The organism is Sphingobium limneticum, from assembly GCF_008710165.1.
GTDB classification, from domain to species: Bacteria; Pseudomonadota; Alphaproteobacteria; order Sphingomonadales; family Sphingomonadaceae; genus Sphingobium; species Sphingobium limneticum.
This window is the reverse complement of record NZ_VYQA01000006.1, coordinates 1-15,766: the sequence shown is the minus strand read 5'-3', so window position 1 is coordinate 15,766 and position 15,766 is coordinate 1. Positions and strand designations below refer to the sequence as shown.

The window sequence follows — 15,766 nt, the reverse complement described above, 5'->3', positions numbered from 1 at the left end:
AACTCGGTATCGGCTGTAGAATCCCAAGGAAGGCACTCTGTTTTTATGCGCTAGATTAGCCGCTTTATGTCGGCATACTGGCCTTGAGTTTCCAGAAGCACGGTCACTTCGGCATCACCCCGATTGCGCCAATACCAACCATGATTGCCGTTAAACGCAGCCGTAATTACGCCTTCGCCCCTGGAAAGGCCGCGCTTCTTTTCGTAGCTGATCGATTGTCCGCCGCCGTCACCGTGGAGGTCGACATTCACGGCTCCGCCTTGAACGGTCCAGACGAAGCTCGCCTTTTCCCCTCGTTTCATCACGAGCTTCACCTCTGCACCCTCGCCGGGTTTCAGAGTGACGCTCATCCGATCAGTCCGGCCCGGCGCAGCGTCGACTGCGGGCGGGGCGTCGGCGCTCTGCCCAGGGGCGATGGTTCTTCCTGATGCAGCGGCCTCGATGATGGCCCTGCTTCTGGCATCATTCGCGGCGGTATCAACTTTCCTGTCCGCTTCGGCCTCTTCGGCGAGTTGGCGCTTTATATCCCCCATATCAGTGAAACCGAGCGCGCGGCCGATTCCGGTAGGATCGACACCATATTCGGCCGGGAGCACGATCGTGACGAGGAGCGCGACGGCTGTCACGGCAGCGATCACGGTCGAACGGATAAGCTGGCCGGATGACGGCAGTTCGGCTTGTGAGGGTATGGGCGTGTTATACATGGTTCAAATCCTTTGATCAGGCGACGACCCAGCCGGTGAGCTGATATCCGATCAGCACGAACCCGGCGGTCATCATCACGACGTTGGCGGTGTAGGCATGACGCCAGAAGCTCGGCGTTCGGCGCCAGAAGCCCATGATGATCAGAATGGCGGCGAGCGCGAGCAACTGACCGAGTTCGACGCCGACATTGAAGGCCAGCAGGTTAGGCAGCAGGCCGTCGGGAGAAATCTCATAGTCGATGATCTTGTTCGCCAAGCCGAAGCCGTGGCAGAAACCGAATATCAGCGTTGCAGCCTTGGTGTTCGGCTGGAAGCCGAACCAGCGTTGGAACGCCCCAAGGTTGTCGAGCGCCTTATAGACGATCGAAAAGCCGATGATCGCGTCAATAATATAGCTGTTGATGCCGAAGTCGAAGAAAACGCCCAGCAGCATGGTCGTCGAATGGCCGATCGCGAACAGGCTGACATAGATCGCGATATGCTTCATCCGATAGAGGAAGAAGATGATCCCGAACAGAAATAAAATATGATCGTATCCCGTCACCATATGTTTGGCGCCGAGATACATAAACTCCAGCAGGTGAACCCCGCTGATCTCCTGGATATAGCCCTTATCGCCTTCGGCGACGGCATGGGCGAAGGCGGTGCCGGTCCAAAGAACGAGGCTCAGCCCGGTCAAGAACAATAACAATAGGAGCCGGGAGGACGCACGTCGTCCGTGCGCCGGCTCAGTAAAAGCCTGTATCATGAGAATACCTGTCTATCTATGTGAATTGCCGCGCTGGCGCGGCGTCGCGGTCACATCGAGGACAGGTACTCCGGGGGGCGGTCCATAGGGTCGCTGTTGCGGCCGCTCAATATCGGTCCGGCCTGAGGTGGCCATCCCTGTTGCACAAGAGGGAGATCGACGCCTGACTGGGCAACACCGATAGGCGTATCATGGCTATGGTCGGCCGGGTTATGCCCATGCACATGGCCACGCACGCGCTCGCCATCATCGCCGTCGTCATGGATGTGGCCGTGGGCAGCGGATTGCTGCTTTAATTCGGCATGGCGTTCTGCCTCCGCAGCGAGCGTTGCACTAGGGGCGTGGCGTGCAATAGCCTGACAAGCGGAAAGTTGCACAGCAAAGGCGAGCAGGCCCAACAGAAAGCGGCGGAATGTTTGACTTGAAAACAGTGTGGACATGGCTCCGTCGCTGTTCTTTCCCGGCTGCGTCGGTTAGAGATATTTAGAGATAGCTTGAAACTCAGCCATCGCCTTTTCGCCGTGCGCCGGATCGCCACCGATGCAGTGGCTGAGGTGATCCTGGATCAAGGTTCGCTTGGCGGTCGCGATCGCCTTTTCGACCGCCTGCAATTGCATGGCGATATCGGAGCAGGATCGTCCGTTCTCGATCATGTCCACGATGCTGCGTAAATGACCGGTAGCCCGGTTGAGGCGTTTGACGATTGCGGGATGGGTCGAGTGAGGATGGGGATGGGACATCTTCTTATCATCGTTACCTAAGGTCATGCTGTCGAGACGTAGTTTTCGGTTCACCGACCGCCAGGTAGGAATTTGATCATGATGCCACCGACCGAAAGAGCGATCGACACCAGTCCTTTATTGACCTTTTAACCGCAACGAGGATAAAGGCAAGTATCCCCCTGGGGGGATATGCCCGACTCGTTGGAAACCATGCTCGCCGTTCTTGCGAACCGAACCTACCGGCATCTGCTGCTCGCCCAGGTCATCGCCCTGGTCGGGACCGGCCTTGCGACCGTGGCGCTCGGCTTGCTGGCCTACGATCTCGCTGGCGGCAATGCGGGCGCTGTCTTGGGAACAGCTCTCGCTATCAAGATGGTCGCCTATATCGGGATTGCGCCCATCGCCGGGGCCTTTGCTGATCGCGTCCCGCGCAGGGCGCTGCTCGTTTCTCTGGACCTCGTGCGCGCGGCCGTTGCGATCTGCCTGCCCTTCGTGAGCGAGATTTGGCAAATCTATGTCCTGATCTTCGTGCTCCAGGCTGCCTCGGCGGCATTTACGCCGACCTTCCAGGCGACCATTCCCGACGTCCTGCCCGATGAGCGCGACTATACCCGCGCGCTCTCGCTGTCGCGCCTCGCCTATGACATGGAGAATATCACCAGCCCGATGCTGGCGGCCGCCTTGTTGACCGTGATCAATTTCCATTGGCTGTTTTCCGGCACGGCGATCGGTTTCATCGGTTCGGCGCTGCTAGTCGTTTCGGTCATTCTGCCGCGCGCCGAGCGGTCAGCAGATCGGCAGGAAAGCCTCTATGCCAAGACCACGCGCGGGATGCGTATCTACCTCCAGACGCCGCGCTTGCTCGGTCTGCTGGCGATTACCTTGTCCGCCGCCGCCGCCAGCTCTATGGTAATCGTCAACACCGTGGTCATCGTCCAGAGCTTACTCGGGATGGCCCAACGCGACGTGGCGCTGACTCTGGCAGCTTATGGTCTGGGTTCGATCGCCGCAGCCCTGCTTCTGCCCCGATTGCTCGACAGGATCGATGATCGAAGGGTTATGGTCGGTGCAGCTGTCGCCCTGTCTGTGGGCCTCGGCGCAATGACCTGGATCAGTATCGCCGTTCCGGTCGGTCCTTCGTACTGGCACATGTTGCTCGCTGGTTGGGTCGTGCTGGGGATCGCATATTCGATGAGCGTCACGCCTTCGGGGCGGTTGCTCAAACGATCGGCCAATGCAGAAGACAGGCCGGCGCTGTTTGCCGCACAGTTTGCTCTCAGCCACATATGCTGGCTGATATGCTATCCGCTGGTTGGTCAACTCGGCGCCAATATCTCCATGACCGCTGCGTTCGGTGCGATGGCGATTTTTGCAAGTGCGGGCACGATTTTTGCCTTGCTATTTTGGCCGTCTGACGACCCCGATGTCGTGCCGCACGAGCATGACGATCTACCGAAGGATCATGAGCATATTCGTCTATATCATACGGGCGACGGTGCCGCACACGCCTATATGATCGACGATCTCCACCCGCATTGGGCGAGGCGGGCATGAGGGCCGTTCGCTGTCTTGCGGGAAGGTCGGGATTGCCGATTTGCGCATTTGCCGATAGTAAAAAGAAGATGCGCCTCGGCCAACGCCATGTCCTTCATGCAAAAGCCGCCAATCGATACCTCATCGTTGGCGCGCTGTTGGCCATGCTAGCGATGCTCAACGTGCTCGGCTTGAATGCTTGGCACAGTTCGATGGCCGGCCATGATGAGACGAGGATCGAAAGCGCTCTTGTCCAGCATGATGACGATAGTCCGTCCATGCCGGAAGTCGATCTTCATAAGGCGACCCACACGGTCATTCATGGGTTGGCGGACATCGTGCCTAGCACTGGCATGACTGCTACTTTCTTCGCCGTTTCAGGCGACTGGTTCGTTTCCAAAGACTTCGTCATCAGCGGTCTTTTACCGGAAGCCCTTCTGCGTCCCCCACGAGGCTGATGCCCGCGCGCCGACCGGCGTTCCGCAAGCATAACCTCAAGGAAAATCCAAATGACCGATTATATCGGCCAACGGCGCGTTCGCGTGGCGCTGTTTGGCCTGTTCACGGCGGCCGGCGGCCTGATGTGCACAAGTGTAAACGCGCAAACCGCCCCGCCTTTCGCAGAACTCTTTCGCGAGACACAGGAAGCGCCGCGTCAGGTGATCCTGGAAGCAGATGTCGAACGCGCCGAGGGCCTGGCCCGGCAAGCACGGGCACGGCCCAATCCCAGCATTGGGGTGATGACCGAGAACATCGCCGGTCAACAGCCCTATAGAGGTTTCGACCGGGCCGAGAGCACACTGCAACTCAACCAGGTCATCGAGCTGGGCGGCAAACGCTCCGCGCGCATTGCGGCTGGCGAAGCGGGAGTCGTAGCCGCTCGCGCCAGGAGCAGGGATGGTCGCCTGGCCTATGCCTATGATCTTGCCCGCGCTTACGGCGCGGCGGAGATCGCTGATCGACGAATCACTCTGGCGGAAGATGAAGTCGAGGAGGCCGAGACTGACCTGCGTGCTGCACGCGCGCTCGTTGGGGCTGGAAAGGAAGCGCGGCTGCGCAGCCTTCAGGCCGAGACCGAGGTCAATTCTTTACGGGCATCCGTGGACACGGCGAAGGCCGAGCGGGTCGGCGCCTATGCGCGCCTTTCCGCGCTTGCTGGTCAGACGACACCGTTCACTACCTTGTCCGAACCTCTCCTGGGAAGGTTCGAGGCGCGGTCCGGCTATGGTCCCGTGGACCCGATGCAGACCGCACCTTACCTCGCCGCCAAGGCTGAGCGAGAGGCGGCAGCGCATCGTGTGATCGTGGCACGGCGTCAAGCAGTGCCGGACGTGACGGCGTCAGTCGGCGTCCGTCGTTTGGAAGTCGACAAGGCCAATGCGATCATCGCGGGGATAACTGTCCCCTTTCCGCTGTTCGATCGCAATCGCGGGAACATTGCCGCCGCCCAGGCGGAGCTACGCGGCGCGGAAGCGCGGGCAAATGCTACCTTGCTAGAATTGGAAGCAGAAATCAGCGCCGCTGTCGCCCTCAACGAAGCGGCGGACGCGCGTGTCGCAGCGGCCGAACAGACGCTGCGAACGGCAGACGAGACCTACCGGCTTGCTCGCATCGCCTACGAGTCCGGCAAGTCGCCCCTGATCGAACTCATCGCGGCAAGGCACGGGCTGGGACTTGCGCGCGGGGTCGTTCTCGACGCTGCCGCTGCCCGCCTCGATGCCCGCGCCAATCTCGCCCGTCTCCAGGGCCTCACCATCACCGGAGAACCGGTCCAATGAACGACAAGAACCGCCTCTATGCCGGTGCCGCCCTTGGGCTGGTCGCCGCCGCCGCGCTCGGCTTCGGTGCCGCGCGCCTCACGCAGCCTTCCGCCTCTGCTCCGGCAGCAGAAACGGAGTCGCAAGCTTCGGCTGCACCAACCGATACGATAGCCATATCGCAGCAGGGCATCGCCGCGTCACAGATCGGCATTGCTCCCGCCGCGTCCGGTGAACTGGACGCGGCGATCCCGGCCGCCGCCACGGTTGAAGCTACGCCGGATGCCGAGGCGGTGTTGACCGCAAGAGCGCCCGGCACCGTGACCCGAATCTTCAAGCGGATCGGCGATCCCGTCGGGCAAGGTGAAACCCTCGCTCTCGTTGAGAGCCGGGATGCTTCGACGATCGCCGCCGATCAGGCGGCGGCGGCGGCGCGCGTCACGCTCGCCAACCGCCAGCTCGCGCGTGAGCGGGGCTTGCTGGCGCAAGGTGTGAGTCCGAGAGCTGACTATGAAGCCGCCGAAGCGAATCTCGCCGTCGCACAGGCCGATGCCCGCCGGGCGAGCGCGGCTGCGGGCGCAGCAAGGGTGTCGAGAGACGGCCGCTCGGTCGCGGTGGTGAGCCCGGTCAGTGGCCGCATCACGTCGGCTCCCGCCAATCTCGGCCAGTTCGTCGCTGCGGAAACCGAACTGTTCCGCGTTGCCGATCCGCGCCGTCTGCAAATCACGGCCAGCATTCCTCCGGCAGACGCCGGGCGCGTGCGCACAGGCGATCGCGTCGAACTCACCGTCAGCGACGGCCGCACCATCGAGGGCCGCGTCCGGTCCGCGACCGGCGTGATCGATCCGCAGAGCCGGGCAGCGACCGTCGTCATCGAGCCGAAGGGTGACGCGGGCTTGCTCGCTCCGGGGCAGCTCGTCCAGGCGCGCATTTTTGCGAGCGGCGGTGCCGTCAAAGATGGCGTTATGGTGCCGCAGGATGCCGTGCAGACGATCGGGGATCGCACCGTCGTCTTCGTTCGGACCCGTGACGGCTTCAAGGCGCAGACGGTCCAGGCCGGCAGCCGCAGCGGCGGGCTCGTTGCCATCGTCTCCGGCCTCAAGGCCGGGACGCCGATCGCCACCACCAACGCTTTCCTGCTGAAAGCCGAACTCGAAAAGGAGTCGGCGGAATGATCGCGCGTATCCTCAGCCTCTCGGTGAGGGGGCGATGGTTCGTCGCCTTCCTCGTCCTCATCATCGTCGGCATCGGCGCATGGCAAATCACCAAACTGCCGATCGACGCCGTGCCCGACGTCACCAACCGTCAGGTGCAGATCAACACCTTCAATCCGACGCTTGGTCCCGTCGACATGGAAAAGCAGGTCACGTTTCCGGTCGAAACCGCGTTGGCCGGTATTCCCGGCCTCACCCTGACCCGATCACTGACGCGCAACGGATTCAGCCAGGTGACGGCGGTATTCACCGACGACACCAACATCTATTTCGCGCGGCAGCAAGTGACCGAACGGCTCGCCCAGGCAAGGGATAGCCTGCCTGCCGGCGTCCAGCCCAATCTGGCGCCGCTCAGCACCGGCCTCGGGGAGATTTTCTTCTACTCGGTCGCCTTCCGCCATCCCGACGGGAAGGGCGTGAAGATCGAGAACGGAAAGCCCGGCTGGCAGTCGGACGGCAGCTATCTCACGCCCGAAGGCGAGAAGCTGACGACCGAACTCGCCAAGGCGGCTTATCTGCGGACGGTGCAGGACTGGATCATTCGCCCGCAGATGCGGACGGTGCAGGGCGTGGCCGGCGTCGATTCCAACGGCGGCTATGTGAAGCAGTATCTCGTCCAACCCAACCTCAATGCGCTGGCTTCCTATGGTCTCTCGATCACGGAGCTGGCAGACTCGCTGGAGCGGGCCAACCTCTCTGCCGGTTCCAATTACATTCGGCGGGCCGGTGAAAGTTTCCTTGTCCGCGCCGACGCACGCCTCAAGTCGATCCAGGACATTGAGGAGGCGGTCGTAGCCACGCGCGCCGGCGTGCCGGTGCGTGTGAAGGATGTCGGTCACGTCGAGATCGGTGGCGCGGTCCGCACCGGCTCGGGCAGCCGCATGGGATCGGAGGCGGTCATTTCGACCGTGCTGATGCTGACCGGCAGCAACAGCCGGATCGTTGCCACCAGCGCGGCAGACAAGCTCACGGAAATCAACCGGGCACTTCCACCCGACGTCTTCGCGGAGCCCGTTTACAATCGTTCCAAGCTCGTCAACGCCACCATCGCCACTGTCGAGAAGAATCTCGTCGAAGGCGCTTTGCTCGTCATCGTCGTCCTGTTCCTGCTGCTGGGCAATATCCGTGCAGCGCTCATCACCGCGGCAGTGATCCCGATCACCATGCTCATGACCGCTACCGGCATGAACAGGCTCGGCGTGTCGGGAAACCTCATGAGTCTCGGCGCGCTCGACTTCGGCTTGATCGTCGACGGCGCGGTCATCATCGTGGAGAACGCGCTCAGACGCCTTGCGGAGCGGCAGGAGCATGAAGGACGGCTTCTTACCCGATCCGAACGCATGGAGGAAACCACACTCGCCGCACAGGAGATGATCCGGCCGACCGTCTATGGCCAGCTCATCATCTTCCTGGTCTTCGTGCCGCTGCTCACCTTCCAGGGCGTCGAGGGTAAGACCTTCGCGCCGATGGCGATCACCCTGATGGTGGCGCTCGCGTCCGCCTTCGTGCTGTCGCTGACCTTCGTGCCCGCCATGATCGCGCTCGTGATCACCGGCAAGGTCAGCGAGACGGAGGTGAAGCCGATCCGCTGGTTCAAGGAGAAATACGCGCCACTCCTGACCAAAGCGGTGGCGCATCCACTGCCGTTTGTCGCCAGTGGCGCGGGCGTGTTCGTGGCGGCGATATTCGCCTTCGGCCTGCTCGGCGAGGAGTTCATGCCGCAGCTCGACGAGAAGGACATCACCGTTACCAACTTCCGCGTGCCCTCGGCCTCAATCGACCAGTCGACGCAGATGCAGCTTCAGATAGAAAATGCGCTGAAATCGCTACCGGAGGTGGCATTGGTCTTTTCCAAGAACGGCAACGCCGACCTTGGCACCGACCCGATGCCGCCCAACGCCTCGGACACCTATGTCATCCCCAAGCCCGAGGATGAGTGGCCGGCCGAGGTCAAGTCGAAGGAGGACATCCTTAAGCGAATCGAGGAACGGATGAAGCCGCTGATCGGCAATCGCACCGAGATTCAGCAGCCCATTCAGATGCGCTTCAACGAACTCATCGCCGGCGTGCGCGCGGATGTCGCGGTCAAGCTCTATGGCGACGACCTCGGCGCGATGAGTGCCCAGGCCAACCGGATCGCCGGTATCCTTCGCTCGATACCGGGCGCCGGTGACGTCAGCGCAGAGCAAACATCGGGTGCGCCGACCTTCGACGTTAAGATCGATCGGCAGGCTGCGGCGCGTTACGGCCTGTCGGTCGAGGAGGTGGCGAACACCGTCGCCGCCGCGCTCGGCGGGCGCGAGGCCGGGCTGCTGTTCGAGGGCGATCGGCGCTTCTCAGTGGTGGTGCGACTGCCGGACGCGCAGCGCGACGATCTGGAAACGCTTGGCGCGATTCCGGTCATGCTGCCCGCAGGACCGGGCGAGGTCGCGCGCTCGATCGCGCTGCGCGAGGTGGCACGGTTCAGCTACACACAAGGGTTGAACCAGATCAGCCGTGAGAACGGCAAGCGCATGGTCGTCGTGCAGGTCAATGTGCGCGGTCGCGATCTCGGGGGCTTCGTCACCGAAGCCCAGGAGAAGATCGGCCAGCTCAATCTGCCCGCTGGCATGTATACCGATTGGGGCGGCACGTTTGAAAGCCTCCAGTCGGCACGTTTGCGCCTGCTGATTGTGGTTCCGATCTGCTTCCTCGCCATTTACGCACTGCTTTACATGGCGCTCGGCGGCTTCGTGCCGGCGGCGATCGTGTTCTCGGCAGTGCCGATGGCGCTGGCGGGTGGGGTGTTTGCGCTGCTGTTGCGTGGCATACCCTTCTCGATCACGGCGGCGGTTGGGTTCATCGCCCTGTCGGGCGTCGCCGTGCTCAACGGCCTCGTCATGATGAGCGCGATCCGAAAGCGGCGTGACGATGGCGTCGATGAGGATGAAGCGATCATCGGCGGCGCGATGGAACGTGTCCGGCCAGTGCTGATGACCGCATTGGTCGCCAGCCTCGGCTTCGTGCCGATGGCGCTCGCCACGGGCACCGGCGCCGAGGTGCAGCGTCCGCTCGCGACAGTCGTGATCGGGGGCCTCATCACCTGCACGGCGCTCACCCTGCTGGTCCTGCCGGCGATCACTGCGCTCATGTCCCGCTACATGGCCGGGCGCGGGCAAAGGGATGAGCGCGCAGAGCCGCATGAGCCCTTGCCGGCCAACTAGCAAGAGGGGCCGGCGGCGAACCGCAAACGTCGTCGGCCCCTCGACACGAAACGAAGAGAGGACAGCGTTATGACAGCCAAATCCTATTCCTTGCTCCGTATCTTCACCGATGAACTGGCGATGAGCGGCGACCGTCCCGTGTTCGAGGTGATTCTGGAGAAGGCGAAAGCGCATAAACTGCTTGGAGTGACGGTCCTGAACGGGCGTGTCGGCTTCGGGCATTCCAAACTGATTCATGCCTCTGGCTTCCTCGATCGCAATGATCCCCTGGTCGTTGAAATCGTCGACGAAGACGAGCGCCTTCGGACGTTCGTGACGGAGATCAACACCATACGTAGCATCGGGCTCATCACGATCGCGCCGGTCGAGACATTGCTCGGCGCGCGCGACGATCAAGCCTGAAAAGGCCGTCGAGACGTCGGGAGCTGAGCCATGTTCACCGTCGAGAATGAAACCGTCATCCACACGTCGCTTCCGCGGGTTTGGACCGCCATCACGAGGTTTGACGATTACCCTCGCTGGCATCCTTTCGTCAGAATAACCGGTTCGCTGACGTCGGATACAAAGGTCGATTATTCGTTCCGCATGAAGACAGGCAATGCGCCTTTCCGAACCGTCGATGCCCGCATTGTAACGGTAGATGAGCAGCGGTGCTTTGCCCTGCGCTTCGGTCTGGGAAAGCTTTTCGCACTGGAGGAAAGCTACCTGCTCTCTGCAATCCCCCCAGGCGCGCGCGTGGTCCACAGTTTCCGCTGCACGGGGCTTTTATCCTTGCTGCCGCTCAAAGGTGCGAAGCGACTTTTCGGTTCGTTGCTCAGGGCCGAGGACCGCTTGCTCGCGCGGCATCTTGCGCTCCGCAGGCCGTCAACTGCACCCAGGCGTCGCGCCAGGAAGGGCTTTCGCTCCGGTGCTTAAAATCGAGATTGGTTCGGGCCTGCCCCTTGAGGTCTGAACCACGCCGCGGGCGCTCGCCCCCGCGCTCGCGGCGAAATGTCCCCTCAGGGTGCGGGAAACGGGAGCCTCTATCGGGCGAACGGAAAAATGAAGCGACAGGAGGCAGCGTTACGATGAGTGAGGCAGTTGAACCCCGGGAAGACGGTGCGACCTGGCGCGACCTGATGACACGGGAACGCTGGATCGAAATTGGCCGGATACTGCTTACCGGCACGGTGGCGCTGCTGTATTGGCAACAGCTTGTGCCGATCCAGGTGCTTTGGGCTGCGGTCGTCATCGGCCTCTATCCGCTGGTCAGGACAGGGCTCGCCGACCTCATAACTGAACGTAAGATCGGCACCGAGATCTTCGTGACGATCGCGACCATTGTCGCGATATTCGGCGGCGAAACTGTGGCCGGCGCCGTCCTAATGGTCATCATTCTCATTGCGGAGTTCATTGCCGACCTCAATACCGATCGCGCTCGCGCCTCGATCAAGGCGCTGATCGGGTCCGTGCCCCAAACCGCGATCGTGCGGGATAACGGGTCGGAGCGCACGGTGCCGATCGCGGCGCTCAAGGCGGGCAACATCGTCCTCGCGCGAACCGGCGAGAAAATCCCGGTCGATGGCGTGGTCGTCGGCGGGCGAGCCTCGGTCAACCAGGCACCGATCACCGGTGAAAGCGTCCCCCAGGACAAGACGGAGGGTGCAGAGGTGTTCGCCGGCACCATCGTTGAAGCCGGCGCGCTCGACATCCGAACCGAAAAGGTCGGCGGCGATACGATCTTCTCCCGCATCATCGCGCTGGTCGAAAATGCCGAAGCCGAGGCTGCCCCCGTGCAGAAGCTGGCCGACAAGGTCGCGGGATGGCTGATCCCGGTCGTGTTCGTCTTCCTGATCGTCGTTTTTCTGGTGACGCGCGACGTCTCCAAGATCGTGACCTTGTTGATCTTCACCTCGCCGGCAGAGCTTGGCCTGGCGACGCCGATCGTCATGATCGCCGCGATTGCCAGGGCTGCTCGCAGCGGCATTCTCATCAAGGGCGGGCTCTATCTTGAGCAACTCGCCAAGGCAGACGCGATCGCCTTTGACAAGACCGGCACGCTGACCGCCAACAAGCCGTTAGTGGTCGACGTCAAGGTGACCAATCCAGATTTTTCGGAAACGACACTGCTGCGGATCGCGGCCGCCGCCGATCGCCGCTCAGCCCACCCTTTGGCCAAGGCGGTGGTCGAGGCGGCCGCCGAGGACGGAATCACAGTGCCGGAACCGGAAAACTACGAGCAGGTTCAGGGTCGAGGCGTTAGGGCGACCGTGGAAGGCAGAACCGTTCTCGTAGGTAATCCGGCTTTACTTCGCGAGAACGGCGTGTCCATCGCCTATGCTGTCGAAGATCGGGATCGCACGCCCGTCCACGTCGCGGTTGACGGCCGGTTTTGCGGGATCATCTTCATCGCCGATACGCTGCGCCCAGGGGCGCGAGAAGCCATCGCCGCTTTGAAGGAAAATGGCGTCAGACATATCGTCATGCTGACCGGCGACAATCAGACGACTGCTAACGCGATTGCGAGAGACTTGGGTGTCGATGAGGTCAAGGCCGACCTGATGCCCGAAGACAAAGTCGCCATGATCGCCGACTTGCAGAAGCGCGGCTATAAGGTTGCGATGGTGGGTGACGGCGTCAACGACGCGCCGGCACTCGCGCGTGCCGACATTGGCATCGCCATGGGCGGCGGCGGCACGCAGGCGGCGTTGGAAGCCGCTGACATCGCACTGATGACCGACGACCTCGGCAAGATTGTTGGCGCGCGCACTATCGCGCGTCGCGCCTATCGGACCGTCCAGGAAAATCTCTGGGTCGGTGTCGGAGTGGTCCATGTGCTTGGCATCACCGCCGCGCTCATGGGCTGGATTGGACCAATCCAGGCGGCGTTCATCCATCTGGGACCAGACGTTCTCGTGTTCCTTAATTCGGTCAAGCTTCTGCGCGTCAGGATTGCGGAAGCATGATGGAGGGGTCTCGGCGTTGGCCACCGAGTGCTGAGTCCTTCGGGCATAAGTGCGGAAACAGTCCGCGCCATGGGCGTCTCACTGGATGCCCATCGCGAACGAGGCAGGGAGACTGAGGCATGCGACATCCGAGCGAACGGCATCTGGTGCAGCGGGTCGGCTGGCTGCGAGCGGCAGTGCTCGGCGCTAATGACGGCATCATTTCAACCTCCAGCCTGGTGGTCGGCATCGCTTCGGCCCAGACGAGTTCGTCGACGGTAATGCTGACCGGCGTCGCAGCGCTTATCGCCGGCGCAATCTCGATGGCGGCGGGTGAGTATGTCTCGGTGAGCAGTCAGGCCGATGTCGAAGGCTCCGACCGGCTGCGCGAAACGCGCGAACATGCATCAGACCCCGAGGAGGAACGCCGCGAACTGGCCGCTGTCTATGAAGCGCGCGGGCTTGCACCCGACCTCGCCGTCCAGGTCGCCGAGCAGTTGATGCGCAGCGATCCGGTCGGCGCGCACATGCGTGACGAGCTTGGCATCACGTCCGAATTGGCGGCACGGCCGATCCAGGCGGCACTGGCGTCGGCGGCAACCTTCTGCGCAGGTGCGATCATACCGGTGTTAATGGTCGGCGTGGTCCCGCGCGCCTCGCTGGTCATCGCAATCACGATCGCGACGCTCGTCCTCCTCGCCATTCTCGGCGCGATCGGCGCAAGGGCAGGCGGCGCGTCGATGTGGCGTGGCGCGGTGCGGGTGACCTTCTGGGGCGCGATCGCGCTGGCAGCCACGGCGGGCATCGGCCACCTGTTCGGCACGACTGTGCAGTGAAGGATGCGAACCGCTATGCCTTCTGTCGATCGCGATGATCGCTATAGCGGCGCCCTATGCCGGGTTGTTCGTGACAGCGTTCGTCGCCGCGACCCTGCTGCCTGCACAGTCCGAAATCCTGCTCTCGGCGATGGCGATCAGTGGGCGATACGATCTGCTCCTGCTGCTGTTAAGTGCGACGGCAGGAAACACGCTCGGTTCGCTTTTCAATTGGCTGCTCGGACGCGGTTTCGAACGGCTGCGCGACCGGCGCTGGTTTCCGTTCAAGGCCGCCACGGTCGAGAAGGCCGTTTGCTGGTATGCCCGGTGGGGCAAATGGTCTCTCCTGCTTTCCTGGGCGCCGATTGTAGGAGATCCGCTAACCTTTGCGGCCGGATTGCTACGCACGCCTTTACGGGTCTTCCTGCCGCTGGTGTTGCTGGCCAAAGGCGGGCGCTATGCCGTGCTGCTGATCGCGGTCGAGGCTGTGCGGTAATCTGCGAAAGCTGCTGCGTGTCGCCTCACCAAATTCAGCGCCCAACAAGTGGAAGTGTGAAGCATGGTTCGAAGATTTTTTGCGGACGCCCCTGATTTCAAATTGGATTTTGACGCACTGGTGGAAGCGCGGCGCGAAGCCGACGAGGATGTCTCGGTGGTCGTGCGCGAGGTGATCGCGGCTGTTCGCCGGGACGGCGACGATGCGTTGCGCGCCTATACTTGGAAGTGGGATCGGCACGACCTCGACCAGACCGGATGGACGATCGGCCGCGACGTTTGCGAGAGGGTGTTCCGCGACCTCGACCCTGACTTGCGTATGGCCCTGGAACTTGCCGCGCGGCGGATTGCCACCTACCATGAAAGGCAGTTGCCCACGGACAGCGACTATGTGGACGGTGCTGGCGTCCGGCTCGGCGCGCGATGGCGGGCAGTGGAAAGCGCCGGTATCTATGTGCCGGGGGGCCGAGCCACTTATCCCTCATCGGTGCTGATGAACGCGATTCCTGCCGCCGTTGCGGGCGTAAGTCGCGTGGTGATGGCGACCCCGATGCCCGATGGCATCGCCAACCCGCTGGTGCTGGCGGCGGCCTACCTCGCCGGCATTGACGAGGTGCGTCCGATTGGCGGTGCACAAGCGGTCGCCGCGCTGGCTTACGGCACTGGGTCGATCCCACGCGTCGATGTCATCACCGGTCCGGGCAATGCCTGGGTCGCCGAAGCCAAGCGGCAGGTTTACGGTGTCGTGGGAATCGACATGGTCGCGGGTCCATCCGAGATTGTCGTCCTGGCGGATGGAGCGAACGATGCGGATTGCATCGCCGCCGACCTTCTCAGTCAGGCCGAACATGATCCGACGAGCCAGTCGATCCTCATCACCAACGATCGGGCCTTCGCCGACCACGTCGCTGCGGCGGTCGAAGTGCAACTCGGCACCCTCGCCACTTCGGCGGTGGCGCGTTCCTCGTGGGAAGCGCATGGCGCGATCATTGTCGTCCCTGCTCTCGACGATGCCATACCACTCATCGATGCGCTTGCGCCCGAACATCTCCAGATCGCCACCCCTCGACCTCGCCATCTTTTTGACCGTGTCGCACATGCTGGCTCGGTCTTTCTCGGCCAGCATACGCCGGAAGCTATCGGCGACTATATCGCTGGCCCCAATCACGTCCTGCCAACAGGGCGCCGGGCGCGGTTCGCCTCAGGACTATCGGTGCTTGATTTCATGAAGCGCACCAGCGTTATCGAGCTGGACGAACGGGCTTTACGAGAACTCGGTCGTGCAGCCGTGACCCTTGCCGAGGCTGAAGGACTGCCCGCCCATGCTGCATCTGTGGGTCGCCGTCTTGAATGGAATAGCCGTTCTTACAATCGGAGTTAAGGTGCACGAACATGCGCTCTTCCCATTTGACGATGCAATATTGATGAACGCAAGTCCCTTTTGTTGCGAATGCGAATTGTTTGCGCTACGTGGGTGATGTTGAATTGGACCTTGGGCTTCTTAGAGTCGGTTTCGAAACTCACGCTGACCGAGCCAAACGGCGTAGCATGAGCATGGCGGCGGCGGCGTAGAGGAAGGCTGCGGCGGATTTGAGGGTGGCTTCCACGTCCTTGGCCAGACGGCGGTTTCGATTGACCCAAGCGAAGAACC

Annotated in this window: 15 protein-coding genes and 1 pseudogene; 11 read left to right on the top strand and 5 right to left on the bottom strand. The window is 62.3% G+C overall.

All coding sequences use genetic code 11. The features are described from left to right. Window positions 1-50: 50 nt before the first annotated feature. The 4 genes from F4U95_RS09385 to F4U95_RS09370 all read right to left on the bottom strand — a co-directional run bounded on the left by F4U95_RS09385 (window position 51) and on the right by F4U95_RS09370 (window position 2,219). On the bottom strand, window positions 51-704 hold the full coding sequence (locus F4U95_RS09385) for a hypothetical protein (RefSeq protein WP_062344281.1): 654 nt from the start codon (window positions 702-704) through the stop codon (window positions 51-53). Between the two features lie 16 nt (window positions 705-720). Beyond that, a complete protein-coding gene (locus F4U95_RS09380; protein WP_223811305.1) occupies window positions 721-1,383 on the bottom strand; it encodes a HupE/UreJ family protein in 663 nt (220 codons plus the stop codon). Window positions 1,384-1,502: 119 nt separating this feature from the next. Further along, entirely contained in the window at window positions 1,503-1,892 is a 390-nt protein-coding gene (locus F4U95_RS09375; protein WP_124811103.1) for a hypothetical protein, read from the bottom strand. 33 nt (window positions 1,893-1,925) lie between these two features. Next, entirely contained in the window at window positions 1,926-2,219 is a 294-nt protein-coding gene (locus F4U95_RS09370) for a metal-sensing transcriptional repressor (RefSeq protein WP_269466502.1), read from the bottom strand. Window positions 2,220-2,384: 165 nt separating this feature from the next. Here F4U95_RS09370 and F4U95_RS09365 point away from each other — a divergent pair, with 165 nt between their 5' ends. The 11 genes from F4U95_RS09365 to hisD all read left to right on the top strand — a co-directional run bounded on the left by F4U95_RS09365 (window position 2,385) and on the right by hisD (window position 15,496). Continuing rightward, on the top strand, window positions 2,385-3,728 hold the full coding sequence (locus F4U95_RS09365; protein ID WP_060977366.1) for an MFS transporter: 1,344 nt from the start codon (window positions 2,385-2,387) through the stop codon (window positions 3,726-3,728). Between the two features lie 68 nt (window positions 3,729-3,796). Beyond that, window positions 3,797-4,165: a hypothetical protein gene (locus F4U95_RS09360; RefSeq protein ID WP_060977356.1), complete on the top strand. Its 369-nt coding sequence runs from the start codon at window positions 3,797-3,799 to the stop codon at window positions 4,163-4,165. 51 nt (window positions 4,166-4,216) lie between these two features. After that, window positions 4,217-5,485: a TolC family protein gene (locus F4U95_RS09355; RefSeq protein WP_060977357.1), complete on the top strand. Its 1,269-nt coding sequence runs from the start codon at window positions 4,217-4,219 to the stop codon at window positions 5,483-5,485. Next, window positions 5,482-6,639 (top strand): efflux RND transporter periplasmic adaptor subunit, encoded by a 1,158-nt coding sequence (locus F4U95_RS09350; RefSeq protein WP_060977358.1) that lies wholly within the window; start codon window positions 5,482-5,484, stop codon window positions 6,637-6,639. Before F4U95_RS09355 ends, F4U95_RS09350 begins: the two co-directional genes overlap by 4 nt. Continuing rightward, window positions 6,636-9,881, top strand: coding sequence for an efflux RND transporter permease subunit (locus tag F4U95_RS09345; RefSeq protein WP_060977359.1), 3,246 nt, complete (start codon window positions 6,636-6,638; stop codon window positions 9,879-9,881). The genes F4U95_RS09350 and F4U95_RS09345 overlap by 4 nt, the downstream gene beginning before the upstream one ends. A 69-nt stretch (window positions 9,882-9,950) precedes the next feature. Further along, complete coding sequence (locus tag F4U95_RS09340; RefSeq protein WP_060977360.1) at window positions 9,951-10,283, top strand: DUF190 domain-containing protein; 333 nt, start codon at window positions 9,951-9,953, stop codon at window positions 10,281-10,283. 30 nt (window positions 10,284-10,313) lie between these two features. Then, complete coding sequence (locus F4U95_RS09335; protein ID WP_062344279.1) at window positions 10,314-10,796, top strand: SRPBCC family protein; 483 nt, start codon at window positions 10,314-10,316, stop codon at window positions 10,794-10,796. 8 nt (window positions 10,797-10,804) lie between these two features. Beyond that, on the top strand, window positions 10,805-12,826 hold the full coding sequence (locus tag F4U95_RS09330) for a heavy metal translocating P-type ATPase (protein ID WP_211363971.1): 2,022 nt from the start codon (window positions 10,805-10,807) through the stop codon (window positions 12,824-12,826). Window positions 12,827-12,945: 119 nt separating this feature from the next. Next, window positions 12,946-13,641, top strand: coding sequence for a VIT1/CCC1 transporter family protein (locus F4U95_RS09325; RefSeq protein ID WP_060978293.1), 696 nt, complete (start codon window positions 12,946-12,948; stop codon window positions 13,639-13,641). Between the two features lie 34 nt (window positions 13,642-13,675). Then, window positions 13,676-14,116: a YqaA family protein gene (locus F4U95_RS09320; RefSeq protein ID WP_060978294.1), complete on the top strand. Its 441-nt coding sequence runs from the start codon at window positions 13,676-13,678 to the stop codon at window positions 14,114-14,116. Window positions 14,117-14,179: 63 nt separating this feature from the next. Continuing rightward, on the top strand, window positions 14,180-15,496 hold the full coding sequence (gene hisD / locus F4U95_RS09315) for a histidinol dehydrogenase (protein ID WP_060978295.1): 1,317 nt from the start codon (window positions 14,180-14,182) through the stop codon (window positions 15,494-15,496). A gap of 139 nt (window positions 15,497-15,635) precedes the next feature. Here the strand turns inward: hisD and F4U95_RS09310 are convergent. Beyond that, window positions 15,636-15,766 (bottom strand): annotated as a pseudogene (locus F4U95_RS09310) (IS5/IS1182 family transposase); the annotation flags it as partial.